General features: G+C 59.2%; 25 protein-coding genes and 3 pseudogenes. 10 read left to right on the top strand and 18 right to left on the bottom strand.

Annotation, left to right across the window (positions count from 1 at the left end; translation table 11 throughout):
* Window positions 1-68: 68 nt before the first annotated feature.
* The 3 genes from ACSQ3I_RS22965 to ACSQ3I_RS22955 all read right to left on the bottom strand — a co-directional run bounded on the left by ACSQ3I_RS22965 (window position 69) and on the right by ACSQ3I_RS22955 (window position 4,860).
* Entirely contained in the window at window positions 69-2,540 is a 2,472-nt protein-coding gene (locus tag ACSQ3I_RS22965) for a S8 family peptidase (RefSeq protein ID WP_097143402.1), read from the bottom strand.
* Window positions 2,540-3,544 (bottom strand): AAA family ATPase, encoded by a 1,005-nt coding sequence (locus tag ACSQ3I_RS22960; RefSeq protein ID WP_097143403.1) that lies wholly within the window; start codon window positions 3,542-3,544, stop codon window positions 2,540-2,542. Before ACSQ3I_RS22960 ends, ACSQ3I_RS22965 begins: the two co-directional genes overlap by 1 nt.
* 173 nt (window positions 3,545-3,717) lie before the next feature.
* Window positions 3,718-4,860 carry an RHE_PE00001 family protein gene (locus tag ACSQ3I_RS22955; RefSeq protein WP_165909441.1) on the bottom strand — a complete coding sequence of 381 codons (1,143 nt, stop codon included), beginning with the start codon at window positions 4,858-4,860 and terminating at the stop codon, window positions 3,718-3,720.
* Between the two features lie 190 nt (window positions 4,861-5,050).
* Between ACSQ3I_RS22955 and ACSQ3I_RS22950 the strand changes: the two are divergent.
* Window positions 5,051-5,266, top strand: a pseudogene (locus ACSQ3I_RS22950) (integrase); the annotation flags it as partial.
* Window positions 5,267-5,278: 12 nt separating this feature from the next.
* Here the strand turns inward: ACSQ3I_RS22950 and ACSQ3I_RS22945 are convergent.
* Window positions 5,279-8,176: a Tn3 family transposase gene (locus ACSQ3I_RS22945; RefSeq protein ID WP_436002769.1), complete on the bottom strand. Its 2,898-nt coding sequence runs from the start codon at window positions 8,174-8,176 to the stop codon at window positions 5,279-5,281.
* Between the two features lie 107 nt (window positions 8,177-8,283).
* Between ACSQ3I_RS22945 and ACSQ3I_RS22940 the strand changes: the two genes are divergently transcribed.
* Window positions 8,284-8,898, top strand: a complete 615-nt coding sequence (locus ACSQ3I_RS22940) for a recombinase family protein (protein WP_245292647.1) — start codon at window positions 8,284-8,286, stop codon at window positions 8,896-8,898.
* 132 nt (window positions 8,899-9,030) lie between these two features.
* Here ACSQ3I_RS22940 and ACSQ3I_RS22935 read toward each other — a convergent pair whose 3' ends face one another.
* The 3 genes from ACSQ3I_RS22935 to ACSQ3I_RS22925 all read right to left on the bottom strand — a co-directional run bounded on the left by ACSQ3I_RS22935 (window position 9,031) and on the right by ACSQ3I_RS22925 (window position 10,259).
* Window positions 9,031-9,429: a MerC domain-containing protein gene (locus tag ACSQ3I_RS22935; RefSeq protein WP_052642519.1), complete on the bottom strand. Its 399-nt coding sequence runs from the start codon at window positions 9,427-9,429 to the stop codon at window positions 9,031-9,033.
* Between the two features lie 151 nt (window positions 9,430-9,580).
* On the bottom strand, window positions 9,581-9,874 hold the full coding sequence (locus ACSQ3I_RS22930) for a cation transporter (RefSeq protein WP_125302869.1): 294 nt from the start codon (window positions 9,872-9,874) through the stop codon (window positions 9,581-9,583).
* A gap of 19 nt (window positions 9,875-9,893) precedes the next feature.
* On the bottom strand, window positions 9,894-10,259 hold the full coding sequence (locus ACSQ3I_RS22925; RefSeq protein ID WP_225246253.1) for a mercuric transporter MerT family protein: 366 nt from the start codon (window positions 10,257-10,259) through the stop codon (window positions 9,894-9,896).
* A gap of 444 nt (window positions 10,260-10,703) precedes the next feature.
* Here ACSQ3I_RS22925 and ACSQ3I_RS22920 point away from each other — a divergent pair, with 444 nt between their 5' ends.
* Together ACSQ3I_RS22920 and hisI are read left to right on the top strand one after the other, a co-directional pair.
* On the top strand, window positions 10,704-10,997 hold the full coding sequence (locus ACSQ3I_RS22920; protein ID WP_077472850.1) for a hypothetical protein: 294 nt from the start codon (window positions 10,704-10,706) through the stop codon (window positions 10,995-10,997).
* Between the two features lie 55 nt (window positions 10,998-11,052).
* Window positions 11,053-11,469, top strand: a complete 417-nt coding sequence (gene hisI / locus ACSQ3I_RS22915) for a phosphoribosyl-AMP cyclohydrolase (RefSeq protein ID WP_077472851.1) — start codon at window positions 11,053-11,055, stop codon at window positions 11,467-11,469.
* Here the strand turns inward: hisI and ACSQ3I_RS22910 are convergent.
* From ACSQ3I_RS22910 to ACSQ3I_RS22880, 7 genes are all read right to left on the bottom strand, one after another.
* Window positions 11,400-12,065 (bottom strand): hypothetical protein, encoded by a 666-nt coding sequence (locus tag ACSQ3I_RS22910; RefSeq protein WP_052642511.1) that lies wholly within the window; start codon window positions 12,063-12,065, stop codon window positions 11,400-11,402. The two genes, hisI and ACSQ3I_RS22910, sit on opposite strands and share 70 nt — an antisense overlap.
* Before the next feature lie 219 nt (window positions 12,066-12,284).
* Window positions 12,285-13,640, bottom strand: a complete 1,356-nt coding sequence (locus tag ACSQ3I_RS22905) for a dihydrolipoyl dehydrogenase family protein (RefSeq protein WP_052642509.1) — start codon at window positions 13,638-13,640, stop codon at window positions 12,285-12,287.
* 130 nt (window positions 13,641-13,770) lie between these two features.
* Window positions 13,771-14,031, bottom strand: coding sequence for a hypothetical protein (locus tag ACSQ3I_RS22900; protein ID WP_052642507.1), 261 nt, complete (start codon window positions 14,029-14,031; stop codon window positions 13,771-13,773).
* 9 nt (window positions 14,032-14,040) lie between these two features.
* A complete protein-coding gene (gene merA / locus ACSQ3I_RS22895; protein ID WP_052642505.1) occupies window positions 14,041-15,471 on the bottom strand; it encodes a mercury(II) reductase in 1,431 nt (476 codons plus the stop codon).
* Between the two features lie 9 nt (window positions 15,472-15,480).
* Window positions 15,481-15,699: a hypothetical protein gene (locus ACSQ3I_RS22890; protein ID WP_125302879.1), complete on the bottom strand. Its 219-nt coding sequence runs from the start codon at window positions 15,697-15,699 to the stop codon at window positions 15,481-15,483.
* Window positions 15,700-15,703: 4 nt separating this feature from the next.
* Window positions 15,704-16,042, bottom strand: a complete 339-nt coding sequence (locus ACSQ3I_RS22885; RefSeq protein ID WP_225246255.1) for a heavy-metal-associated domain-containing protein — start codon at window positions 16,040-16,042, stop codon at window positions 15,704-15,706.
* 17 nt (window positions 16,043-16,059) lie between these two features.
* Window positions 16,060-16,536 carry a mercuric transporter MerT family protein gene (locus ACSQ3I_RS22880; RefSeq protein WP_245292648.1) on the bottom strand — a complete coding sequence of 159 codons (477 nt, stop codon included), beginning with the start codon at window positions 16,534-16,536 and terminating at the stop codon, window positions 16,060-16,062.
* On the opposite strand from ACSQ3I_RS22880, the gene ACSQ3I_RS22875 reads away from it, so the two are divergent.
* Window positions 16,535-16,948 (top strand): MerR family transcriptional regulator, encoded by a 414-nt coding sequence (locus ACSQ3I_RS22875; RefSeq protein WP_052642499.1) that lies wholly within the window; start codon window positions 16,535-16,537, stop codon window positions 16,946-16,948. The genes ACSQ3I_RS22880 and ACSQ3I_RS22875 overlap by 2 nt on opposite strands.
* Before the next feature lie 46 nt (window positions 16,949-16,994).
* A pseudogene (locus ACSQ3I_RS22870) lies at window positions 16,995-17,951 on the top strand (tyrosine-type recombinase/integrase); the annotation flags it as partial.
* Here the strand turns inward: ACSQ3I_RS22870 and ACSQ3I_RS22865 are convergent.
* Window positions 17,903-18,193, bottom strand: a complete 291-nt coding sequence (locus ACSQ3I_RS22865) for an SDR family oxidoreductase (RefSeq protein WP_436002761.1) — start codon at window positions 18,191-18,193, stop codon at window positions 17,903-17,905. The pseudogene ACSQ3I_RS22870 and the gene ACSQ3I_RS22865 sit on opposite strands and share 49 nt — an antisense overlap.
* On the opposite strand from ACSQ3I_RS22865, the pseudogene ACSQ3I_RS22860 reads away from it, so the two are divergent.
* Window positions 18,135-18,302 (top strand): annotated as a pseudogene (locus ACSQ3I_RS22860) (integrase); the annotation flags it as partial. The gene ACSQ3I_RS22865 and the pseudogene ACSQ3I_RS22860 sit on opposite strands and share 59 nt — an antisense overlap.
* A gap of 237 nt (window positions 18,303-18,539) precedes the next feature.
* Here ACSQ3I_RS22860 and repC read toward each other — a convergent pair.
* The 3 genes from repC to repA all read right to left on the bottom strand — a co-directional run bounded on the left by repC (window position 18,540) and on the right by repA (window position 22,209).
* Entirely contained in the window at window positions 18,540-19,784 is a 1,245-nt protein-coding gene (repC, locus tag ACSQ3I_RS22855) for a plasmid replication protein RepC (protein ID WP_436002759.1), read from the bottom strand.
* A gap of 157 nt (window positions 19,785-19,941) precedes the next feature.
* Window positions 19,942-20,937 (bottom strand): plasmid partitioning protein RepB, encoded by a 996-nt coding sequence (gene repB, locus ACSQ3I_RS22850; protein WP_436002757.1) that lies wholly within the window; start codon window positions 20,935-20,937, stop codon window positions 19,942-19,944.
* A gap of 84 nt (window positions 20,938-21,021) precedes the next feature.
* Window positions 21,022-22,209 (bottom strand): plasmid partitioning protein RepA, encoded by a 1,188-nt coding sequence (gene repA / locus ACSQ3I_RS22845; RefSeq protein WP_018326379.1) that lies wholly within the window; start codon window positions 22,207-22,209, stop codon window positions 21,022-21,024.
* A gap of 378 nt (window positions 22,210-22,587) precedes the next feature.
* Between repA and trbB the strand changes: the two genes are divergently transcribed.
* The 3 genes from trbB to ACSQ3I_RS22830 are packed head-to-tail and all read left to right on the top strand — an operon-like array spanning window position 22,588 to window position 24,227.
* Window positions 22,588-23,553, top strand: a complete 966-nt coding sequence (trbB, locus tag ACSQ3I_RS22840; RefSeq protein WP_299502112.1) for a P-type conjugative transfer ATPase TrbB — start codon at window positions 22,588-22,590, stop codon at window positions 23,551-23,553.
* Window positions 23,543-23,935, top strand: coding sequence for a TrbC/VirB2 family protein (locus ACSQ3I_RS22835; protein WP_015647763.1), 393 nt, complete (start codon window positions 23,543-23,545; stop codon window positions 23,933-23,935). Before trbB ends, ACSQ3I_RS22835 begins: the two co-directional genes overlap by 11 nt.
* On the top strand, window positions 23,928-24,227 hold the full coding sequence (locus ACSQ3I_RS22830; RefSeq protein ID WP_015647762.1) for a conjugal transfer protein TrbD: 300 nt from the start codon (window positions 23,928-23,930) through the stop codon (window positions 24,225-24,227). Before ACSQ3I_RS22835 ends, ACSQ3I_RS22830 begins: the two co-directional genes overlap by 8 nt.
* Window positions 24,228-24,236: the final 9 nt, after the last annotated feature.

Here is a 24,236-nt window from a genome sequence, read left to right as displayed (position 1 = left end):
CAAGTCTCGCACCAAATCGGAAGGAGTGCGGGCCTATTGTGGCCGGCCGCCAATTAATCAAAGGAATCCTACACCTGTGCGACGATCTCTGTCTTCAGAATCGTCTCGACCGCCGCATAAAGATCAACCGCGGCACCAGGCGCGCGAATGGTCACGATCAGCGAATAGCGCGCCTTCTCGTTGTATCGGTCCAGATACGGCTTTTCCTTCCACCAACCGCCAACTGGATAAATACCGATGGCGTCACGCTCGGCAAGATCAGCCGCCGTTCCCCGCCAGAAATCCGAATGCAGCGATCCGCTGTCGCGGAATGTACCCAATAACCAGCTTTCGCCGACGTTGACGGGTGTACCTTCTTCCTCGTTTCGGGCAGCCTGGTTGATGCGGGCACGGAACTCGTCGACGGATTCCGTGGCTGTTTTCATCTGGAAGCGCAATCCGTGAGAAGCGTATCTGTGACGCCTAGTCCAGCCTCGCTCGCCGGGGTTCGGCTCGATGAAATAGGACAGCGTGACCCGGACCTCGACAGGCTCAGCGCCCAAGGCCAGCAGATTGTCCTTCGGCCAAGGAAGCAGATGAAGCTTCATATCTCTCATTTTGACTGATCCGCTCCCTTCTCGCTGGAAGGGTCGAATGTCGTCCTCGATCATCAAAGTCAGATCGTTATTGGCGGAAAGCAGCGCTCTGCCGAGATTTGGCACGCCGTAACCGTAGCGGCGCAAAATCGATTGCAATTGCGTTTTGTTGCCGTGGCAGGCCGTGACGCGGGCGGCCATCGCAGGTGTCCATTCGGCAGAATGAACCAATAAAGCACGGACAGTCTCGGGCCAGAGCCCCGGCCGGCTGACCATGATCTCTGCCGCGAGCTTGGCAGCTTGCGCGGTTGCGGAACTGGTGTCGCCAATCGTAGAGAAGTAGCGGTTTTCGGGCCGGAAGTGCGTCGTCAGAATGCGCAGGTCATCAATCGGCTCACCAGGATTGACGCCGTCATGCGCCAGGTTCCCGCCCTCCATGACGATGTCCGGCTTGACCGGCCACTGACGATCCCAGGTGACGGAGGTCCTGCTCGCCGGAGACAGTTCTCCAGCGGGCGCGATCGGGGCGTAGCCGGCAAAAGGCGCATCGATAACGTCAACTTTGTTGGTGAAAGCCCCGACGGTGATTGCGTTCCAAGCTTGCGCTGGATCATCTAGCGGTTCGATATCGTTGCGAACCAGGTGATCCGCAGGGCTTAAGTCAACCCGTATGTTTCCAGCAGCTATCAGGATCAACCGCTGCGCATCCGTCTCGAAGCAGAGTTGGTCGATCGAAGCAGACCAGGATGAGGCTCGCCCCCGCGAAGGAGCCGTGCTTGTTATAGCAGTCGCTACGACCCGACTTCTGTGCGGCGCCTGAATCTCGGCTCGAGCAATCGCCTCACCGGTAATCGCGCCGTAGAGATCAGGTCGGTTTTCATCCGCGTCGCCAGGTGGCAGAATTCTAACACTTTCCAGCCGATATTGCAGTTCGACAGCGTCCTCAGAAGCAAGCGGATCAATCAGATCGTTATAAAGTGCTACTCCGGCCATTCGCGTGCCGTGACCCTGCCAAGCTGGCGTGTCGTCGGCGCCCCAAGCCGGATTGATCGTATGCCAATCATCGATCGACAACACCGGCTCGATCAAAGGATGAGTGCGGCGGACCCCGCTGTCCAAAAGGCATATAGCAACGTCACCGGCAGTCTGCGAGACCTGAACGCGACCAGCGAGATCGTCTGTCCAAGCTCTTTGTTCTGCACCTCCAAGACCTTTGAAAAACGCTGGCGTATCTTTTGCCCGGCGCAACTCAGCGATGGTATCGCTGCGAGCAACGACGCGATCCATGGTCACGGTGCTTGCCAACGCCAAGACGACTTCGCGCTCGGGGAACCGGATGGCGTGCTGGCGCAGCTCTATTTCCAAAGCGGCCGCTATGGCTTCAAACTTCTCACGCCTGCCTTCGCGCAACCAGATTTCCCACCACACCGCGAGTTGCTGGTCGGGTGGAAACAGCGCTGCGTCATCCGTGAAGAGAGAACGCGCGGATGCCAGCTGTGCGGTTTCGATCCTTGAAATTAGAGGCTCATTTCGAGGACGCCCTTTGTCGGTGTCCGTCGATCGATACTGCTCAATCTTGTTTAGGAAGTAGTTTTTTGCACGCTCGGGCACAAATACCGAGGCCTTGACGATACCGCCGTCGCCTTCCGGCTCGCGGACTGCGACAACCTCCATTTTTTGTTGTCTGTTCGCGAGCTGGTCGATTGCGGCCCCCTCGGAGGCAGGAAGATCGAACTCGAGATAGAAACCGCGCGTCTCAAAGGCTGTTACCCCGGTTTCGGCAAGCTGCTGCTCTGCCGCCGCGACAGCTCCTCCGACTGCCAACGCCAGCGCCTGGGCATGAGCCTGCCTATTGCGTTGAGGTAGCGCCGGTGGGTCAATTTTCCGGTTTGGGCGCCGGTATGGCTCTGCCGCGCCGTTATCTCTCAGCAGGAAATGCGGGCGATCGCGTGGTCCGGTTGCCATTATGGCCTGTTGCTCGCATCCATAGCTTGGGCAGCCAAGCGGCGCTCGGCAAGCGCGTCAAATATGCTTGCAGCAGTGACCGTGCCCGAATTATCCAGAATGACGGACTTGGCGGCGTCGTCAGCCACACGAGTAATATCTGCCGGCGAAAGGCCGTGTGCCGCGTTCGCGACATCTACCCACGACAGTTCGGGTGTTGCGAAGCGATCAAGCCTGTTACGAAGGATCGCTTCGATGAGTGACACATCCGGAAGCGTGTATTCGATAACGTCGTCGAAACGACGCAAAAGCGCCCGGTCCAGTAGTTCGGGATGGTTCGTCGCAGCGACGATTAAGGCCTGGCTTTCATCCTGTTCTACGAATTGAAGGAAGGAATTGAGCACACGCCGGATTTCTCCGACGTCCTGCCGGTCTCCCCTCTTCGCTCCGATCGCATCAAACTCATCAAAGAGATACACGCCGCGGGTCGCGGTCATGGCATCGAAAACCAAGCGCAACTTCGACGCGGTCTCGCCCATAAACTTTGTGATGAGGCCGTCCAAGAGAATGGTGAACAAGGGAAGATGCAGTTCTCCCGCCAAGGCGCTCGCCGTCATCGTCTTGCCGGCGCCCGGCGGACCGACGAGCAAGATCTTGCGGCGCGGCTGAAGTCCGTGGCTTTGGAGGCTCGCCTGCTGCCGCTGCTCGGCTAAAATACGATCGAGACGTTGGCGAAGGGGTTGTGCCAGAACCATGTCTGTTAGGCGGATGTCGGGGTAACGGGCACTCAGCAGACCGGCGAGTTCACCCTTCGGCTGCACAAGTACGATCGCCCCGCCCGCCCGGCGCATGCTCGGCTGGCGCGTCTTTGCTGTATCAACGAGATCTTTAACCTCCTGCGCCAGCTTACCATGCCCCTGCCGCGCCTCATGGGCGGCCAACTGGAGAGCCGTCGACAGGAAACGGTCCTCATCGCCGGCGATGTGGCTTTTCAGAAGAGTCACAATGTGGCGAGCGGTGGTCATCGTAATCTGCCGTTTCGTTCTGCTTTTGGACTATCAGCTGCAGCGCAATTTGCAACGCAATTCCCCCAAGGTTAACAACCAATCCCTTACTATACCGTTCCGCGGAACTAAGTGACGGTCTAGCGGCCCCGCCCCGAAGTTAGCATAACCTTTTTATGTCTGCCGGTCAGAACTCATAAAATCCCCCACGCCCGAAACCTTCCCCTGCCCGTCATCTCGCGAAGACCGAGCTCCTGCACGATGCGCCTCGCTCCTTGAGGCGTGACCTCAAGCGTCTTCGCCACCATCCCGGCCGAGATCAACGGCCGCGCCATGACCAACTCGACCAGCTCCGGCAGCCTGGACGACGTTCGCCGTCCCTCCAGCTTGCGCATCATCATCTGCCGCGCCAGCACCAACCGGTCATGCTCCTTGAGCCCCGTCTCGGCGGAGATTGTCAGCGCCCTTGCTATCGCCAGCAACCGCGTCTCACGGTCACGATGCCGGCGCCGCTCGACCGGAATGGCCTTGAGCCCGAGATTGATCGCTGCGTGATGACCGCCAGTGGTAACGCCGCCCTCGCGCAGGACCGAGGCGGCGAGCAAACGCCCTAGCCAAGGCGCATGCTGGAGGACAGCGATCTGGTTCCAGGCATCCAGCGCCACGATTGCCTGCAGGACCGGCGGCAAGTCCTGGGCACGCGCGAGCACGGCCCGCCACTCCTCCAGCCGCTCGTCCTCATCCCAGTCGAGGTCATAAACGAACGGATCCTTTTCCGGAGCGTTTTTGGCGCTCCCCGGCTTCTTCGCCTCTTCGATCGCGACCCCGGATCGGGCGAGTACTGCATCGATCGCTGCAAACGCATCACCCAGACCATCAATCTCGGGATCTTCCGCATCCCCTATCTCGGCCGGAGCGTCGCTCACCTCAACACTGCCATCCCGCACCCCCTCCCTGTCTCCACCCAATGATGCTCCGGCCCACGACCGGCCGCGGAGGGAGGCGAGGCCTTGATCAGAGAGGGCCCAGGCGGGGGGATGGGCGGCGATGCGACGGCGAGTTTTCAGGATGTCGCGGGCAATGGTGAGTTCATGGGTGGGAGCACGGATATCCCGGAGCGCGTCATGCAGGACGAGGTCTTCGAGATGAACGAGTTCACCGTCGACCCAGAGCGAGGCATGCGCGTCGAGGAAATGCGACCGCTCGAGAAAGCCCTCGCCGACGGGGGAGCGGGCAATGCGCTCGTCGAGACGGGCAAGAGCAACAGCGGCCTCGGAGATCGGCCGCAGCAGGCTGTGGATGGGCAATTTGGCGAGATCGTAAGACATTGAATTTATGGTAAATGATTTGTTAAGCGAAAGCTATATCCGCAATAGCGTTCTGTACTCCTCACAGCTATGCCGATGGTCTATGACCTCCGATAAGTATCTCTTATCGGATGTGATTGATTTCGAATCGCAAATCAGAAAGAATCCGGTAAATCCACGGCCGCTCGGCCGTTAAAAGCCGCCGATCCGGAGTTTCTCTGTGGCCAAACCGTCCATTTCCAAGACCGCAGTCGATCGTCGCGCCGACGAACTCGACACCATTGCCAGCGTGCTGCCGATCGATCGGCGTGACGAACTGGCCGAATTGTTGACCGACCAAGACATCGAAACGCTGCGCCATCTGGTCAACGAGGGCATGGGCGAAAACACCTTGCGCGCCCTCACCTCCGACCTTGGGGTCGGTTCCGGCTGGGGGCGGAATGACACCCTAAGCGTTTGCCTCCGTGGGCCAAAGATATTCGCCGGTCAGCAGGATATGCGCCCAGCCCAGAGGAGAGATGTGGGCTAAAAGTTCGGGTGGCACATCGAGGCCTTCGTTTCGCCGTTCGGCGACGGCGTGGCCAAGGTGGACGGTATTCCAGTAGATGATGATCGCCGTCAGCAGATTCAGCCCGGCGATCCGGTAATGCTGCCCCTCAGTGGTTCGATCACGGATTTCACCTTGACGGCCGATGCGCAGGGCACTCTTGAGGGCATGGTGGGCTTCGCCCTTGTTGAGGCCAATCTGGGCGCGGCGCTGCATATCGGTATCGAGGATCCACTCGATGATAAAGAGAGTGCGCTCGACGCGGCCGACTTCCCGAAGCGCGGCCGCAAGATCGTTCTGTCGGGGATAGGATGCGAGTTTCCGGAGCAACTGGCTCGGTCTGATCTTTCCGGCGGCCATCGTGGCAGCACAGCGGAAGAGATCAGGCCAGTTTGACACAATCAGTTCTTCGCGGATTTTGCCGCCCACCAGCTTGCGTAAATCTTTGGGTGTCCCCGCGGGATCGAAGACATAAAGCCGTTTCGACGGTAAGTCGCGGATGCGCAAGACGAGCCGGTAGCCGAGCATGGCACTGGTCCCGAACAAATGATCGGTAAACCCCGCCGTATCGGCGTATTGCTCGCCGACCTGCCGGCCGACTTCATTCATCAGCAGGCCATCGAGGATGTACGTAGCTTCACTGACGGTTGCGGGAATAGTCTGTGAGGCGAACGGCGCGAACTGGTCATTGACGTGGGTATAAGCCTGGAGCCCAGGCTCACTGCCGTACTTGGCGTTGATCATGTTCATGGCCTCGCCCTGTCGTGCCGAAGGGAAAAACTGACCATCGCTTGATGCGGTTTTTCCCATGCCCCAGAACCGGGACATCGGCAGCTTGCCCTGCGCGGCCACGACCATCGCCAGCGCCTGGTTCATGCCCTCGCTTTCGACATGCCAGCGGGCAAGGCGCGAGAGCTGCCAGTAATCATGCGTGTTCGAGGCTTCCGCCATTTTTCGAAGGCCTAGGTTCAGCCCTTCGGCGAGCAGAACGTTCAGCAAGCCGACCCGATCGCTGCATGGCGCTCCGGTTCTGAGATGGGAAAAGGCGTCCGAGAATCCGACCGCCGCGTCAACTTCCAGCAAGATGTCAGTGATCCGCACAGGCGGCATTCGACGATAAAGATCGAGGACCAGTTCCTCTGCGCTTTCGGGAACGTCTGCGGTCAACCGGTCGATCCGCAACGTTCCATCTTCAATGCTACCATGGGGGATGGTCCCGTCGCGAGCGGCACGTGCCAGCCGCGTCAGACCATCCGCAAGGCGACCCTTGCGGTCAGCCAGCCAAGCTTGAGGATCGAGAGGAACAGCCATCCTGGCATTCGCCTGCGCCGAGGTCATCGGAACAAGCACCTGCTTGAGATCGCCGTAGCGGCGGGAATGATCCAGCCATATGTCTCCAGACCGGAAAGCATCGCGAAGATGAAACAGCACCGCGACCTCCCATAAACGACCATCGCCTCGGTCTTGCGCTCGGAGATGGCGATGCCATTTCGAATTCGGCCGCAGGAATGATATACCTGTTGATGTCGGCGCACGTGTTTCGCCGATGGCTTTCGCGGCTGCAATCAATGGCTCCGCCACCGACGCAGCCTTGAGCTTCAGGCATCGCAACATCCGCGGCGCATATCGGCGAAAACGATGATACCCTTGTCCGACGTGAGCCAACGGCTCGTCTGCCAATGTACTGGTGAGTTGCGTCCCTACGGCAACCAGCTGTTCAAGCTGATGCCATTCGGCCGACCGTGCCAACACATTGTCCAACGGAACACCATCGTCGCGAGCTTCCAGCAAAGAGGCTCCCAATGCCGTGAAAGCGCGAAGCGTATCGGTGACTGCGGCCTTGGAACCGGCAATCCGCTCGTCATGTAGCCGTTTCGCCTCTCGCCAAGTTTTCCCAACGATGCGGTCGTGGGTTTCGATGATGGCATCGGCGATCGCGGCTTCCCATTCGACGACGCAAACGGCGAGGATCGCCCACCGCCGATCCGAACTGATGTCGCGCAGGCCATCCGTGAAGTAACGCTCGCCCTGCCGACGCAGGCGCGCGATGCGGTGTGGCGGTACGCCTAGGAGGATCTGGGGATCGACTTCCAGACCGCGCAGGAACTCCAGCCGATCAAGCAAGCGGTTCGCTGATGCGGAATTGCTGCCGACTTCGAACTGGCGAAGCCAGATGAAACGGCTGATGTTTCCGTCAACCATTTCGGTCAGAAGCCCGTCCAGTTGCTCGCGCACACTAAAGTCGAGCCTTTCCGCTATCCGTGTCTCAATGCATCGCTCGGCGGCAACAAGGGCATCGGCGCACAGACGCTCGATCGTTGACGCCGCCGGCAGGATGGTCACCATTTTCCTGCATTGCGCGACGAAGCGCCGCGCCAGATCTTCGTTCGACCTGGCATCTTCAGCCTGATCGAAAAGCCAATCCCGCAGATCACGGGCCCCGCGCCCCGTGAATGTCTTGTAGCCGTAGATCTCGCGCAACGCCTCCATATGTTGCTGGCGGGTCTGACGCCGGGCGGCATAGGTGAGAAGCGCATCGGCCGGAACGCCGAGCTGAGCTCCGATGAAGGAAAGGACTTCATGCGGAATCATTTCGCCCGGAGCCAGCGCGCGCCCTGGATAGCGTAGTGCACAAAGCTGCAGGGCGAAACCCAGCCTGTTTTCTGGTCTGCGGCGTTCCTGAATGTTTGCCAGATCGTCGTCGCCCAATGTGTAATGCTTCAGCAGTGATAACTCGTCCGTCGGCAGGTCGAGCAACGCCGAGCGCTGTCGCTCGGCGAGAATATGTCGTCTTGGCATGCGCGCGTTGTCCCTGTTGAAGTACAGTCTGTTTTGGACAACAATCGCCCCATGCAAATCAAGGCTTTGCGAGCCACAAAACCACGAGGGTTCAATTGGGACAACGCGTGGCCATCTATTGCCGGGTTTCGACGGCTGATCAGTCCTGCGAACGACAGGAGCGAGATCTGACCGCCTTCGCCGGACGTGCCGGATATAAAATTGCCGGCATATATAAAGAGACGGGCTCGGGCGTGAAGCTGGACCGGGCCGAGCGCAAGAAGATCATGGCGCTCGCTCAGGCCAGACATATCGACGCCATCCTGGTCACAGAACTCTCCCGCTGGGGACGCTCGACGATCGATCTCCTCAACACGTTGCGCGAGCTGGAAAGCTGGAAGGTCTCAGTCATCGCCATGAACGGCATGACCTTCGATCTGTCATCTCCTCATGGCCGTATGCTGGCGACTTTCCTCTCCGGTATCGCTGAATTCGAACGCGATCTTATCAGCGAACGGGTCAAATCGGGCTTGGCCGTTGCCAAAGCGCGCGGCAAGAAACTCGGTCGACAGCGGGGGCAGCGCCCGAAGTCGGACCGTCTGGCTCCGCGAGTTCTGGCGCTCGTTGCTGAAGGCCGCAGCTATCGGCTCATTGGTCGCGAACTTGGGCTCAGCAAGAACACCGTCTCCGATATCGTGCAACGTAACCGCAACGCTATCGTCGCTCGCGAGCCAAATCGTTGAGCCCGATAAAGGTCCCGATGACATCGAGCGAGAACCGGAACGCCGGTTGATCGCCGGGCAACGCCGGCTCCATGACCAGAGATACGCCTACATCGTCTCCCGTTCGCCAAAAGCGAACTGATTGTTTCGGTGTTACCGGCTCCTTAGCTGGCGTACTCTGAGCCAGACATTGAGAAAACTGGCGGCGATCAAACCAGAGATGCCGACGTAGGCCAGGACAAGGCTTGGCATGAGACCGAGAAACACGACCGCTATCGCCAGCGTACTGAGCCCCCCGATGATGAGAGCCCACGGTTGATGATGGCTGCGTGTTCCAAGATATAGCCCGAGTAGGGTGACGGCCAGAAACGCTGCTAACAATGGGAACAGGATCGCATCTCTTTTGATGAAGCCAAGCCCGACGGCCGATACAATCGAAAGGAGTACCGGGGAACCGAGGCAGCAGAGCGCCGCGAAGACCGATCCGGCGGCCCCGAATTTGTCCAGGTGCCGTTTCCAAAAGGTACTTTGCTCGATGGTGTTCGCGGCCATAGCTGCAGTCTCCTACACACCTGCAACTTCGCACCCGCCGGGTGGATATTTTCGACGGCGCCGTTCACCCTTTGAGGCAGCAGCGTGCCGATGTGGAGCAGCGAAGAGAGGTGATACCGCTCTCCGCCCGCCGCCGCCAATCAGCCGGCGGCTATTGCGCCACATGCGACGGATAGCCGGCGTTGGTCGTCGCAGCAATGAGGGTCGGTACGCCGGTGACTGCGTCATCGAAAGAGACCGTGGCGACAGCACCCGACATTGCGTCGGCTTCCTTTGCCTGGACCGCTGTGACACCCGAGACACGAGAGAGGGCCGTTTTGACGATGGGGGCGCAGAGCGCGCAGGTGGCGTTGTCAACGTTCAGTATAACAGTCTTCTCGCCGGCCACGGCGGCGAGCGGGGAAAGCAGAGCGAGGAGAACGGCAACTGCGACAGGGCGGATCATGGGATCATTCTCCTTTGGCTTAGAGGAACAGGGGCGCAAGTCTCGGGAACCCTAGTCCGACGATGACGAGGACGGTGGCAACCCAGAGGCCGGCTTTGGCGATCCGTCCCGACTTGGGCTGGGCGCAATAGGAGCCCTCAGCGCAGGCGACCTTTGGCTCGCGATAGACGAGATAGAACCCGTAGCCGAGGATACCGAACGTCATGGCGGCAAAAATCGGTTGATACGGTTCGAGGGCGGTGAGGTTGCTGATCCAGGCTCCGCCGATGCCCACGGTGAACAGGGCAAACGGGATGACGCAGCAACTCGAGACGGCGATCGCCCCGAGAATGCCGCCGGCGGCGAGCAGTTGCTGGCGTCCGCCCCGCTGGTGTTCCGATGTCACGTGGATGGCGGCGGTCGCCGACGTTCGGGATCCTTTGAGACCTGATGATGCCTCCATAATTGCTCACTTTCTGCATCGTTGAACAGCGATTTGCGAAGTAGCCTACGCCTTGTAGTCACTACAGACTCAAGGGGGATTTCAACGATTTGCGATCACGCTTCTGTGAGGGCGTTGGAAAGTGGAACCCGTTGAGCAGTCGCTGTCGTCTGAAGACCGTAGCTGGGGTTTTCAAGCATCATGAACCGTGGCGCTACCAATCTCTGTTTCCGCAGTGCCTACGTGGCCAAGCGATCAAGATTTTGTCTTGACCCTGTACCGAGTACAGGGTGTAACGAATCTCTTTGGCAGCGATCGCGTCATCGGGATACCCGACGCGGTCGTGCTTGTGATTAATGGACCGCGCCGCAGCGATGCTATGGATCTGCGATCAGAACGGAGAGCGCCTTGGACGACAAACCGACCGCCGGCATCGTGACCGCGATCATCATCGCGCCTTTAGTCGCGCTTTGCTGCCTTGGACCGGTAGTCATCGGCTCGGCGGTGGGCGGCGTTTTGGGCTGGTTCAGCGGGCAAGGTCTCGTGATAGGGGGTGTGCTGACACTCCTGGCTGGAGCCGCCGGCTATGCCCTCATGCGCTGGCGCCGGGCTTCATCTCGTCGGGAAGATGCCTCCCCGACATGCACATGTGACGAGCCCAAAGCACGGCCCGGCAGCCGCCAACCACCAACCATCCTTTGAGCCGGCACACTCCAATCGCGAAATACCCCGTACACTCGGAGATACGCCCTTGCCCATGACCACGCCGGCCGCGGACCTCGCGGAAACGATCGAAGAAAACTCCATTCTGACGCCGCAATTCAACGCGGATGGGCTCATTCCTGCAGTCGCCACGGATGCGGCGAACGGTGTGGTGCTAATGCTGGCGTGGATGAATGCGGAGGCGCTGGAAAAGACGATCGAGACCGGTCAGGCCTGGTACTGGAGCCGGTCCCGCAAGTGTCTTTGGCATAAGGGCGCGACGAGTGGGCAAGTCCAGCAGGTCGAGGAACTGCGCATCGATTGTGATCAGGACGCGGTGTGGCTCAAGGTGCGCGCTGGCGGAGACGGCGGATGTTGCCATACCGGCCGGGCGAGTTGCTTCTATCGCCGGATCGTTACGGCGCCGGGTCGCCCGACGCTCCGCCGGGTGCCGGATGCCCCGCCGAGATAGGTCCTCAGGGTAATATCGATGTTTTCGAGCGCGACCAGGCGCTCCAGTATCACGGTCAGAAGACCGACCAGCCGCCGAAAACCCTCCAAAGCCACCTCCGGAAAGCCGTTCCGCCGGCGTGTCGCGATGGAGAGAGTATTGATCGTGCCATCACCGAAGCGCAGCGGAACGATAAGATAGTCGGTAAAGCCGTCAGCCCTAAGTTCGCCGTAGAGGTCGCACCGAAACGCTCGGACGTCCTGCAGGCGAGGAACGCGGAGCTCCGTGCGCGTCGTGTGCACATGATGATCCGGGGAAGCGAGATAGCCCGGTCGGTTCTTCAGACCATGCGGCCAATCGATGACACGAACTCTGTCGTCGTCGGCAAGCCAGAGATAGGTCCGGGCACGGAAGGCCGGATGCAGCGGCTGCGCGCTCACAAAGATGCGATCGACGCGAAGCGTTGCCGCGGACAGCAACCGTCCGATATCGCGGATCACCGCACGCGCGTCGGTCGACGCAGCGGCGCTGTCGGAGAGACCGAGTGCGAGGCGGCCGAGATGCATGCCCGGATCGCCGTAGGGTGCCTCGGAATCACAGACCCGGCGCTTGGTCATGGGCGTAATCCTGCTGAACGGGCAGGACTAAGACGCTCGACCGTCGGGAATCGCTGACTGGGGGACATTCCTTTGCTCATGCTGTCCTCGATGGTAAGGCCGTTGGCCGTTCGAAACGATCGTGTGTCTGCCGGTGGGGCGCCTCCCAAACTCTGCTCCCCGTCGCGTCGAGCGTTTTCAGAGACGCCCGCAATCGAAATGCCAGCCTTGCCGCATCAGCTACACCATCGAACTGATGTCCGACGCATAGCTGGGATAGGCGAAGATGATGCCCTTGATCCTGTTCGCGGTCAGCCCTGCGCCCATAGCCATGGCAAAGAGATTGATTTGTTCCTCCGCTCCGGGGCCGATCAGATGTGCACCAAGAATATGGCCGGTCCCGTTCTCGACCAGAACCTTGTAGGCACTGTAGCGCGCCCCGACCCGCAGCGACGAGTACCAGCCGGCGGTCTTTTCGAAATGCGTGTCAAAGGCCAGCCCCTTGTCGCGTGCTGCGGCTTCGGACAGGCCGACCGAGGAAAGCTGCGGCAGCGTGAAGACAACGCTTGGGATCGGCGGATAACTGACCGCGCGCTCATCCTTTCCTGCGAGCAGGTTCTTGCCTGCAATCCGGCCTTCGTTGGCCGAAACCGGGGTCAGATTAGGCCCACTGTCGGCACAGTCGCCGGCTGCAAAAATGGCGGAATTTGTGGTCCGCATGTAGGGGCTGACCTTGATGCCTTTGCGGCCGTATTCCACGCCCGCGGCCTCCAGGTTGAGATGCTCGATGTTGGGCACGCGCCCGGTGGCATGAACCACCAGATCACAATTGATCGTCTGCTTTCCTTCCGGCGTCTTATAGGTAACGGTGAAATCCGACCCGTCTTTCTCGATCTTCAGAACCTTGGCCTCGGTCCGCAGGTCAATCCCCAGATCGGCGGTCGCCTCGGAAAGGATACCGACCAGGTCGGGGTCGAAATTGCCCAGCGGTCGCTCCATCATCTCCAGAACCGTGACTTCCCGCGCCCCTGCGCGTTTGGAGATATGGGCAAATTCCATCGCAATGAATCCGCCGCCGACGAACACGACCCGGTCCGGCCGTTCGGGCAGCTCGAGAAAGTCGGTGCTAGTCGCCAGCAACTCCTCGCCGGGGATATTCAGCGTCATTGGCCGAGCGCCGGTGGCGATATGAAAGTTCCGGGACGACAAGATCTCGCCATTCACCTCGATCTTGTCTCGCCCGGTGAAGCGTGCCTCGCCATGCAACACGGTGATACCGGCTTTCTCCAGCCCGCCCTCGATGCGACCAGGCATCGCGTCGGTGAACGTGCGCTTGAAGGCGATCATGTCCGCCCAGTCGACGGATGTCTGTGCTTCCAGCCCCTTGCCGCTCAAGTTGCGGGCCCAGTCAATGCCCTCAGTCACGGCGATCAGCATCTTTTTGGGATCGCAGCCTCGCAATGCACAGGTGCCGCCGAAAGGAAGGGCGTCGATGCTGGCGACCTTCCAGCCAGCGTCAGCGGCCATCCGGGCGACACCATTTCCACCCGTCCCACCTCCGATCACGATCAGATCGAAGCTTTTGTTATCGCTCATGCAATTCTCCTCTCCTAAAAGACTACTTTTCCCCCTGACAAAAAACCTAACCCCCACAGCAAGGTTTGCAACGCCCTGCCTGCAATAATACCCTTCTCAACATGACATCCGGCGACGCTTTTGAGCAGAACTACTTGCGCCGACCGTATATCGGTTGACCGACGGGGCCTTTGCCGTCGGTCTTGCCATTTGCCCGCGCGCGGTGCCGCCACAAGTAGATTCCGACAATGGCCAAGACGGCCGCTGCCAGCCAGAAGTAGCCGCCGCCGACCAGCCAACTGGCAAGGCCGGCAAAGCTGATCGCGCCTGTTGCTGCCAGTACAATCGCGCCGCAGCAGACGATCTTAGCCGCGAGCAATCCCGCAAGGCCGTATCCGTTCGAAGGTTCCATCGAAGCCTCCTATCCGGCGCAGCATGACAGCTTCGCCACGTCCTTGCCGAAGCCCTGCGCCGCCAGTTTCAACCCTTCGACCGTGGTGAGATAAGGGAAGATTGTCTCGCCGAGCGCCTTCGCCGTCATGCCGTGCTTGATGGCCAACACCACCGTCTGGATGCTGTCGGCGCCCTCGGGCGCGAGGATCTGTCCACCAAGCAATCGGTCGCTTTTGGCGTCGGCAACCAGTTTGATGAGCCCGCGCGTGTCGCGCGCGGCCAGCGCCCTCGGGACCTGGTCAAGAGATACGATCGAAGTCTTGGTCTCGAAGCCGGCGTCGCGAGCCGCCTGTTCGGTCAGGCCGACGCCCGCGACCTGCGGATCGGTGAACGTCACCCACGGCATGGCCGCATTGTCATAGACAAGGCTGTCACCGTTCAGTGCGTTTTGGGCAGCGAGCTTGGCGCCATAGGCTGCCATATAGACGAACTGGTCGCGACCGGTGACATCACCTGCCGCATAGACGCCAGGCTTTGAGGTGCGCATCCGCTCATCAACCAAGACGCCGCCATTACCGCATAGCTTAACTCCCGCCTCGGCAAGGCCAAGACCGCCGGTGTTCGGGGACCGCCCAGTGGTCAAAAGCACCTGCTCGGCCGCGATCACTTCGTCCGCTCCGTCGATGGCGACCGTCAGTTCGACACCGCGGTCCGTGCGCGCGATCCGGCGATAGGAGAGGCCGGTTAGGACGGTAATGCCCTCGTCGCGAAGATAACCGGTCAATGCTGCGGAGATTTCCGGCTCGGCTTCCGGCAACAGGCGGCGGCGGGTTACAAGTGTCACTTCCGCCCCGGCACGGGCGAACATCTGCGCCAGTTCACAGCCGATATAGCCACCGCCGATCACCAGCAGCGAACGCGGCAGCTCGGAAAGCTCGAGCGCGGTCGTGCTGGTGAGGTAAGGCACATCCCCAATGCCGGGAATGTCCGGCAGGGCCGGCGCTGATCCGGTAGCAATGATGATTTTGCCAGCCATGATCGGATCGCCGTTCACAATCAGAGCGCCCTGACCATTCAGGCGCGCTTTCCCTTCCAGATAGGCGACGCCGTTGTATTGTGGCAGAAGGTCGACATATTTCTTCTGCCTGAGCGTGGTCACCAGGTCGTCCTTGGCGGCGACCAAACGGCCCCAGTCAGCGACGTTGGCTTCCCCGGCAAGACCGGGAAAGCGATGCGCGGCGCGTGCACCATGCAGCGCCTCGGCAGCGCGGATCATCGTCTTCGACGGTACGCAGCCGACATTGACACAGGTGCCGCCGATCGTGCCGTGGCCGATCAGGGCGACATTCGCCCCCTGCTCAGAGGCCGTGATTGCGGCCGAGAACCCGGCCGAACCGGCACCGATCACCGCAAGATCGTAGCGGCCATTGCCTTTTTGGGGCGCACAGCAGTCAGACATGAAAATCTCCTAATGTTTCCTGGTATCGATGTGTGAACGATGTCGCCACAGCAGGTAACCGGCTGCGGCAATGATGAGGATGAGAATTGGCACCAGACCGTAGACCGCTGTTGTCAGCGCTCCCACGCCGATCAAACCTGCCGCCACCAGCAGGATCGGCACCAGACAGCACAGCGCCGCGATCAAGACGCCAACCACTCCGACGCCAAGCATGGACCGGTCAGGCACGGACTCAACTCCCGATCGCCTTGGCAGGATAGCCAACATTGGTGGAAGCAGCGGCAATGGCCGCGACCGTCGCGGTCGACGGGTCATAGGCAACCGTCGCCGTCTTGGCCTCGAAATCCACCTTGACCGACTTCACGCCCGCAACGCCTTCCATGGCCTTGCGCACGGTGACCGGACAAAGGGCACAATACATGTTCTCGATTGCGAAGGTCTGCGTCAGCTCCTTGACGGTAACCGTTTCCGACGCGGATTGTGCGGACGCGGGAAGGGCAAGTGGCAGCATAATAGTACCGCTCAAGCCAAGCGCAGCCGCGGCGACCAGATGTTTCGACAGGTATTTCACGTGGTTATCTCCTCGTTTCAATAGAACAGCGGCGCCCACCAGCCGATGGTGCTGGCGAGCACGATGAGGATCGTTGCGATCCAAAGCGCGGTCTTGGTGATGATGGCGGAGCGCGGACGGGCGCAGTAGGAACCCGGCTCGCACGCGGCTTTGGGCTTGAAATAGACCTGCCAGAAGCCAAACCCGAGCGGCACGAGTGTCGCCGCCGCGATATAGGGCTTATAGGGTTCGAGCATCGTCAGGTTGCCAATCCATGCGCCCGATACACCGAGTGTCACCAGGAGCAGCGGGACGATGCAACAGGCCGATGCCAGAAAAGCGCCGATAACGCTTATCGCCGCGAGCCCGCCCTCGCGCCGATCCGGTTCGGCGGCCGCCTTCGAAGAATTCAATGTCTTGCTACCAATTTCGTTCATCGCAAACCATCCTCGATTTCTGACTGAAAACAGGATAGGCTCTGTAGCCAGTACAGACTCAAGAGGTATTTTCACCATGAATTCTCTTCTTTCCGCCAAGGGACTGCAGCGCCACCAATTGGCCCGTGCGACCGGCTGCCATCTGGAGACCATCCGCTATTACGAGAAGATCGGCCTGCTACCCGACCCGCCGCGCAGCGCCAGCGGTTATCGCATCTATGACGAAACCGACGTCCGCCGCCTGCGCTTCATCCTCAGGGCGCGCGAACTCGGCTTTGGCATCGACGAGGTCCGCGGCCTGCTTCATCTTGTCGATTGCAGAAGCCAGACCTGCGCGGAGGTGCAGCGCCGGACCGAACCGCATCTAGCCGAGGTTCGCGCCAAGATTGCCGACCTCCAGCGCATTGAAGCGGTGCTCGTGACAATGATCTCGCAATGCTCTGGCGAAGACGTGCCGGAATGCCCGATCCTTAACGCGCTCGCCGCTTGACGGGCGCTTAGGGTGTCATTTCGCCCCATACCGGAACCGACCCCACCTTGCCTATCTGCAGGCATGGTCGCTGGCCGCAACCGGGGCCTCCCTCCCCTGGCCGGCGCCCGAAGCCTTGGCTCTGAAATTCGTCGCCCACCATCTCTGGCAGCCCGACCAGCGCGAGATCGATCCTCACCACGGCATGCCAGCTGATGTCGAGCAGAGCCTGCGCGAGCAAGGCTTTCTTCGATCTTCAGGACCGCATGCACCCGACACGGTGCGGCGGCGGCTCTCCAGTTGGTCGACACTGACGAAATGGCGAGGGCTGTCAGGCGTCTTCTCCTTCCCTTCGCTGAAATCCGCGATACGCCTCGCAGTTCGGGCGACGCCGCGGCCAAGGAAACGCAAGAGCGCGAAGGCCGTCACCGGCGACGTCCTGGCAAAGCTGCTCGCGACCTGCAGCACCGACAGCCTTCGTGACATCCGCGACCGGGCAATCCTGATGGTGGCTTTTGCCTCGGGCGGTCGTCGTCGCAGTGAGATTGCCGGTCTGCGCAGGGAGCAGCTCACCGTCGAGCCACCCATCACCGTCGAGGGTGTCCCTCCCCTCCCCTCTCTCGCCATCCATCTCGGTCGCACCAAGACGTCAGGTGCCGAAAGCGATGAGGCCGTTTATCTGACGGGCCGGCCCGTGGATGCTTTGAACGAATGGATGGCGGCTGGAAGAATCGAAAGCGGGAGTGTTTTTCGGAAGATCGATCGTTGGGGCAATGTCTCGAAGCGGGCGCTGGAGCCGGGCGCGGTCAATGCGATCGTCAAGCAGCGGGCCGAGATGGCTGGACTCGACCCTGCGGAATTCTCGGCGCATGGGTTGCGGTCGGGATATCTTACGGAAGCCGCCAACCGCGGGATCCCCCTCCCCGAAGCAATGGAGCAGTCGCGACACCGTTCGGTGCAACAGGCCTCCAGCTATTACAACAACGCGACCCGCCGAAGCGGGCGCGCTGCGCGTATGCTTTGAAGACGCGGATCGGCCGGCACTGCCTCGACAGGATTGTTCGCCCGAAACAACGCCGTCTCCGTTGGCCCCGGCGAAACGGCGTTCACCGTTATTCCGCCCGCAGCCAGTTCAAGGGCCCAGCTCCGGGTGAAGCTGACAAGCGCCGACTTTGCTGCGGCGTAGCTTGGCGGGGCTGGAGCCTGCGAAGTTTCGGCACATGGGCTACGATCAGGATATCTGACCGAAGCGGCTAACCGCGGCATACCCCTCCCCGAAGCCATGGAGCAGTCGAGGCATCGTTCAGTGCAGCAGGCGTCGAGCTATTACAATAGCGCTACCCGTCGAAGCGGTCGTGCTGCACGTTTGCTGTGAAGGCAGGCGTCTACCCGCGATAAGCTTTCGTCGTCCGGTAGCGTGAAAGCCGCTCTCGCGTCGATTGGTATAGACCAGGCCCAGCCATCAATTCAACGAGAAATTACGCGCACTCATCTCGTATAAGCCTCAGTAATTTATGAGGAAAATTCCGAAAAAAACGGCTGACAAGATTGTAGCGGTTGTATGAGAGCCCTACCTCGTCATAGGTTCAACACATTGCGCTTATTGACATCGCTAACCCGCAAGCCGGTTGCCATCGCCGTTTGCCTTGAGCAGCGACATCAGCATAGGCCCAATTGAAAACTCTCCTCGTTCCGAGCGTTTAGTCAGGTCACGTAGATAACCACCGGCCGAGTTGATGTAGTTCGAGCGCTCTAGGATGCACGCCATTGCCGCGGCAGCATTCTCCGGCCCCATCGCATTGCAGGCCTCTTCGTAGGCCGAAGGGCTTACGCCGAGCATTGAGCGGACCACTACGGCCGCCGTCATCAACTCGCGCCAATTAGATATGCCACCGCCCGGCCCATAGTCTGCGATCTGGGGGCAAGCTCGAAGGACCATACCGAGCGGAAACGACTTGATCGGTTCTGCATTCGCCCTTTTCTGTTCAACGCCTATCCTCTTGGCCGGCGGCTCTTCCGGCAAGCTTTCGCCCTGCTCTTTTCCAGAGCTAGGTTCAAGTTCAGAGATAGATTCGGTATTTGAATTCTGTATGTGGCGTTCATTTTGAATGGCATTGCCGTGCATATAGTCGGTATTTAACTGCATCTCCAGGAGGTTGATGACTTCATTCCTCAAAAGCTCCATCTCGTCGAGTGTTGCTTCGACCTGGGTTCTGTCGGGATAACGAGGTAGTCGACCAAGAATTCCAACATACATCATCTCGACGTCCAGCCAGTTTCCTGACGCTCCTTCTTCAATCGCAGCCGTAATCAGCTTACGGACATCGCGACGGCAGATCGTCAGTGCTTCTTTTGCCCTGCGGAAGCGTACACGTTCTGCTGCGACTTCCTGCGCAAGTAGGGCAAGCTCCGCCGCGCGCGTCAGCAGCGGGCTGAGATCGAAGCCGTATGCCTGCTCAATTACGCCATCTCGACTGCGATGCGCGTAACGCTTGCCGTTTGGACTATCCCGGCGCTGGATAAGTCCGGCATCGACCAGTGCTCCGAGTTGCCGGCGGAGTGTGCTTTCTGTGATCCCATGAGCGCGGACAGATAGCTGCGCATTAGATGGAAACACGACAAGTCCATGATCCTGGTCGAGCTGTGGCTCAGGGTAGAACGTCAAGAGAGCATCGAGAACAGCGAGCGCTCTGTCTTGCAGACCGAAGCGCTCCCTCGCCTCACACACGTCACGAAACACTTTCCACTTTTCTACGCGTGCGCCTGGGCTCGGCGCTGTGATGGCCAGTTGCCCCTTAACTAGGGCAAGAGTAGCCGGTCGCCGCCCAAAAGGCGTCGTTACATGTCCCGTTTGCATTTTTTCCCTCACCTTTCTCTAGGCAAAAGAAATTCGCTCACCAAATCGGTGCCAACACTCTTGACTGCGATTCCGGGAAATGCGATTCTCGATCCTGCTAGAGATGACGAGAGAGGCTTCCACGGTTTACCGATTGGGGGCCTTTTTCTTTTGCGGTTTAATCTCCGTTGCGTTCGGTTTTTGACCGTTTGTACTCGTCATACAAACGGTCCATCCGGCCCGAAAGCCAGTCGCTGAAGGGCTTCGCTTCGACATTCGAAAGCTCAATCGCAACCTTCTTCGATTTGGTGTTCATTACGAAATTCAGTGAACTGTCGCTCGACGTCCAATCCCTCCCGGATGCGTTGCCCTTGGGCTTCTTAGCAGCCGATTTGACCTTGTAGCGCTTCAGGTAATCATGAAGTTCGTCGAACCGCTTCTCTTCTGCCAGTTCAACGAACCCTGCGGTCTCCGTAAATTCAGTGGCAACCTTCAAGAGGGCAGGAACGAGAAGTAGTTGACGCAGGCTAAGCCACTTGTCGCGCCCGATTTTTTTGGACGCACCGAGAGCTTTGATGATCGCAGCAGGGACCACTTCCACGACACCGAGCATCTTGGACAACATCGCCTCGTCGATCGCGAGAGACGACCGCACCACGTCCTTCGGCATGTTGGACGCAAGCAGGTTCTGTGCGAAGTACGCACGTTCGATGAAGGATAAGTTTGAGCGGGCAGAGTTTTCCTGCCCTTGGGCGATTGCGGACGTGATGTCGTCAAGTTTTTTGACAACCGCCTTGACCGAAATCCCGAGCTCTTTGGCGACCTTGAGACGACGGTGCCCGAAAACGACCATGAAGCGTTGGCTGTCATACGAGCTAGGCCGAACCAGGATTGGTGTCGTCTGACCGGATTCTTTGATCGCCTGTTTGAGCTCCTGGTATTCTTCGCCCTCATCCGACAGCCGATCGGCCACGAATGATACATCCAGCAGCCGCGGATCCAGCTCCACGACGACCTCGCCCTCCATGAGCTTCTTGGTGTTTTCGGCGAGATCTTCAATCGATCGCACAACCGTCTTCGCGGCGCCCGTCATCGCGTATCCAGGCTTTACGGGAGATTTGTCGGTCGATATCGACGCTATATCAAGCTTCGCAAATGGATTGTCACGCGCCATGACCGAACTCCAGCTTTGGCTTCAACTCCGCTAAGGCATTATTTCGCCTTGCAAAAATAGGAAAAAAAACGGCTGACAAGTTTGTCATTTCCGCCCCCAAGCATTGTGTATCAGGTCGACAATTTCACCATTTGCGGCATTCAGGCTTTCCATTGCTCGATCGTAAGTAGACCGAACGAACTCTCCCCGCTCGACCTCGTACAGAGTCTGCTTTTTGATTGAAGCGTCGGAAATAGCGGTAGATTTAAGAACGTGGTTTCGCAGCATCTGCTGAGCAAACATCGACTGCATGAAGCCGACCATCTGCGCTTGCGGAATGTCGGTCGGCTCAAAGCGTGTCACGAGGTAGCGGAACCATTCCACCCTGATTTCGGCACCAGCCTCTGCAACAGGGGTCATAATCCCTCCCAGCATCTGTAGGAACTGGCTCATCGACATGATGTCCAACATCTGGGGATGGATTGTAATCAGGATGCCCGTGGAAGCCATCAACGCGGTGATAGTAAGGTAGCCGAGCTGCGGCGGGCAGTCGATGACAACCACGTCATACTTGTCGTCCACTTCTTTAAGCGCATTGACGATGCGCATGTGGAACAACCGACCCTCGTCACCTTTTCGAGAAGAAATTGACAGTGGCACATCGTATTCAAATTCCTGCAGCACAAGATTCGCCGGTACAACGTCTAGTCCTGGAATATTGGTCGACTGAATTACCGCTGATATTGGCTTTCGCTCCTCATCGAAACGAAGCGCTTCGTATAGGGACGCTGTATCATCGAGTTCGGGCTGAATGCCGAACAGTGACGTTAGCGACGCCTGGGGATCTAGATCGATGGCAAGCACACGGTGACCGGTGAGGGCGAGATACTGTGCTAAGTGTGCGGCGGTCGTTGTCTTCCCGCTTCCACCTTTGAAGTTCACGACCGAAACGACTTGCATCGGCTCGCCTTCGCGACGTTGAGGAACGTAATAGCGCTTGTCGGATTTTTTGTTGGCTTCGAGATATTCGCGAAGCTCCCGCATTTGATCGGCCGTATAATATCGGCGACCGCTGACCGATTCGATCTCCGGGCCTTTCCCTTCGGAATGGATTTGTCGGAGATGGCTTTGGGTCACACCCATGAAATCGGCGACCTCGCCGAGCTGAAACTTGCGTAATCCCTTACGAGCGTCCGGCGGATACTGTTGGCTGCGCAGCATATGCAACGCGCTTGAGATCTTTGCCCCTTGCTGGGCGATCTCGACGTCAAATCTGTTGGGCAGCTGGCTCATTTTGCAAACTATTTCCTAGGTGGCGTCACTTTCGAAAAAATGGCCATAAAGCCATAATTTGCGCAACTATCGTCCGATTCCCCCTGCGCGACAAGGAATTTAAAGTTAACAATGTCTTAAGATGATCCAAGAACATCGCAAAAACGCGTGATTAGGTGTTATATTTCAGTGTGTTGAGCATTTCATCGCCATCGTCCATGTCCTTTCTTTCCTCAGATTTTTCCGCCCTTATCTGAGGCGACCCAGAAGCCCATTGAGAGAATCGATGGGAACCTGACGGAATCACCTCACGCAGGCGACCCACAAATTTGTACGTGGACATCAAAGTGTGGCGCGGCTCTTTTCCCTCACAAACCAATCAGCGAGGAGAAAGCTGCAATGCTTCAGTCGCATTCCCGCCTTGTGCGCAAGCTTCAAGAAGCACTGGGCGATCGTTTATGTATCGCCCTCGACGACCCTGGCGTCGTCGAGATCATGCTCAACCCGGACGGTAAAGTTTTCATCGAGCGGTTAGGGCAGGGCATTGCGCCCGCGGGTGAGATGGCTGCGACAGCAGCGGAAACAATCATCGGCTCCGTCGCACACGCTCTACAATCTGAGGCGGACGATGAGCGGCCGATCATTTCGGGCGAACTTCCCATTGGCGGACACCGCTTTGAAGGGTTGCTGCCCCCGGTTGTCGCGTCCCCAACGTTCACGATCAGGCGCAGAGCCTCCAGGCTCATCCCACTCGACGACTATATCGCTGACAAGGTGATGACTGAAGCGCAAGCCGCAGTCATCAGGAGCGCAATCGCGAATCGGCTCAATATCGTGATCGCCGGGGGAACGGGCTCGGGCAAAACGACTCTCGCCAATGCGGTGATCGCTGAAATCATAGCCTCAGCGCCGGACGACCGCATGGTCATTCTTGAAGATACTGCGGAAATCCGGTGTGCGGCAGAGAATGCGGTGTGCCTGCATACCAGTGACACGATCGATATGGCGCGACTGCTCAAGAGCACCATGCGCCTCCGTCCCGACCGCATCATCGTTGGCGAAGTCCGCGACGGCGCCGCACTAACGCTGCTGAAAGCCTGGAATACTGGCCATCCCGGTGGCGTCACCACCGTCCACTCCAATACCGCCATGTCCGCCTTGCGTCGTCTGGAGCAACTGACCGCCGAGGTCAGCCAGCAACCGATGCAGGCTGTGATCGGCGAGGCCGTTGATCTTGTCATCTCGATCGAGCGCGCGGGGAGGGGGAGACGGGTACGAGAGGTCATCAATGTCGAGGGCTTCAGCGGTAGCCGGTACCAGACCGAACATTACGCTCAAATTGATGAGGACATTCATGCTGCATAATCGCTCTTTTCGCCTCGGACTGCTCGCTGCGATGTTTTGCGCGGCGCTTGCCGCGCCAGCCCTTGCCAGTTCCGGTGGGAGTCTTCCCTGGGAGGGGCCGCTTGAACAGATTCAGGAATCCATCACTGGGCCAGTCGCAGGAGCAATTGCCCTCGCCGCCATGGCGATCGCCGGCGGAATGCTGATCTTCGGCGGCGAGCTCAACGATTTCGCGCGACGCCTCGTCTACATCGTACTGGTCGCCGGTATCCTGCTGGGGGCGACGACGATTGTCGGACTGTTCGGTGCGACCGGCGCGTCGATCGGCATCACTGCCACAAGTTTGCCAGGGACCGTTTCCCAGCCGATGTCCGTTGCAAGAGGGGAGGGGGCCAATGGGTGAGCCGCATTCCGCTCTCCAACGCAATCGCATTCACCGCGCTCTTTCACGACCGAATCTGCTGATGGGGGCAGACCGGGAGCTCCTGCTTGTCACAGGGCTGGTGGCGATCATCCTGATCTTCGTCGTGCTCACCCTGTATTCAGCGCTGTTCGGCATCGCCATCTGGTTCGTGATCGTCGGCGCACTGCGCATGATGGCAAAATCCGATCCCCTCATGCGTCATGTCTACGTGCGGCATTTGCGCTACCGGCATCACTACCTGCCCACGTCTTCGCCGTGGCGGCGTTTTTAGAGGTGCAAT

This window comes from Rhizobium sp. LjRoot30, from assembly GCF_964253915.1.
GTDB lineage: Bacteria > Pseudomonadota > Alphaproteobacteria > Rhizobiales > Rhizobiaceae > Metarhizobium.
The sequence above is the reverse complement of the archived record's forward strand: the minus strand, read 5'-3'. Positions and strand labels throughout refer to the sequence as shown.

Excerpts from the sequence above, each read along its gene's own strand:
- repB (WP_436002757.1), bottom strand. The coding sequence starts at position 20,937 with ATGGCGCGTGACAATCCATTTGCGAAGCTTGATATAGCGTCGATATCG.
- ACSQ3I_RS22900 (WP_052642507.1), bottom strand. The coding sequence starts at position 14,031 with ATGGAACCTTCGAACGGATACGGCCTTGCGGGATTGCTCGCGGCTAAG.
- ACSQ3I_RS22935 (WP_052642519.1), bottom strand. The coding sequence starts at position 9,429 with ATGGCCGCGAACACCATCGAGCAAAGTACCTTTTGGAAACGGCACCTG.
- merA (WP_052642505.1), bottom strand. The coding sequence starts at position 15,471 with ATGTCTGACTGCTGTGCGCCCCAAAAAGGCAATGGCCGCTACGATCTT.
- ACSQ3I_RS22945 (WP_436002769.1), bottom strand. The coding sequence starts at position 8,176 with ATGCCAAGACGACATATTCTCGCCGAGCGACAGCGCTCGGCGTTGCTC.
- hisI (WP_077472851.1), top strand. The coding sequence starts at position 11,053 with ATGACCACGCCGGCCGCGGACCTCGCGGAAACGATCGAAGAAAACTCC.
- ACSQ3I_RS22965 (WP_097143402.1), bottom strand. The coding sequence starts at position 2,540 with ATGGCAACCGGACCACGCGATCGCCCGCATTTCCTGCTGAGAGATAAC.
- ACSQ3I_RS22960 (WP_097143403.1), bottom strand. The coding sequence starts at position 3,544 with ATGACCACCGCTCGCCACATTGTGACTCTTCTGAAAAGCCACATCGCC.
- ACSQ3I_RS22835 (WP_015647763.1), top strand. The coding sequence starts at position 23,543 with ATGCTGCATAATCGCTCTTTTCGCCTCGGACTGCTCGCTGCGATGTTT.
- ACSQ3I_RS22830 (WP_015647762.1), top strand. The coding sequence starts at position 23,928 with ATGGGTGAGCCGCATTCCGCTCTCCAACGCAATCGCATTCACCGCGCT.
- ACSQ3I_RS22930 (WP_125302869.1), bottom strand. The coding sequence starts at position 9,874 with ATGATCCGCCCTGTCGCAGTTGCCGTTCTCCTCGCTCTGCTTTCCCCG.
- ACSQ3I_RS22865 (WP_436002761.1), bottom strand. The coding sequence starts at position 18,193 with ATGCCGCGGTTAGCCGCTTCGGTCAGATATCCTGATCGTAGCCCATGT.
- ACSQ3I_RS22880 (WP_245292648.1), bottom strand. The coding sequence starts at position 16,536 with ATGGTGAAAATACCTCTTGAGTCTGTACTGGCTACAGAGCCTATCCTG.
- repC (WP_436002759.1), bottom strand. The coding sequence starts at position 19,784 with ATGCAAACGGGACATGTAACGACGCCTTTTGGGCGGCGACCGGCTACT.
- ACSQ3I_RS22910 (WP_052642511.1), bottom strand. The coding sequence starts at position 12,065 with ATGACCAAGCGCCGGGTCTGTGATTCCGAGGCACCCTACGGCGATCCG.
- ACSQ3I_RS22905 (WP_052642509.1), bottom strand. The coding sequence starts at position 13,640 with ATGAGCGATAACAAAAGCTTCGATCTGATCGTGATCGGAGGTGGGACG.
- trbB (WP_299502112.1), top strand. The coding sequence starts at position 22,588 with ATGCTTCAGTCGCATTCCCGCCTTGTGCGCAAGCTTCAAGAAGCACTG.
- repA (WP_018326379.1), bottom strand. The coding sequence starts at position 22,209 with ATGAGCCAGCTGCCCAACAGATTTGACGTCGAGATCGCCCAGCAAGGG.
- ACSQ3I_RS22875 (WP_052642499.1), top strand. The coding sequence starts at position 16,535 with ATGAATTCTCTTCTTTCCGCCAAGGGACTGCAGCGCCACCAATTGGCC.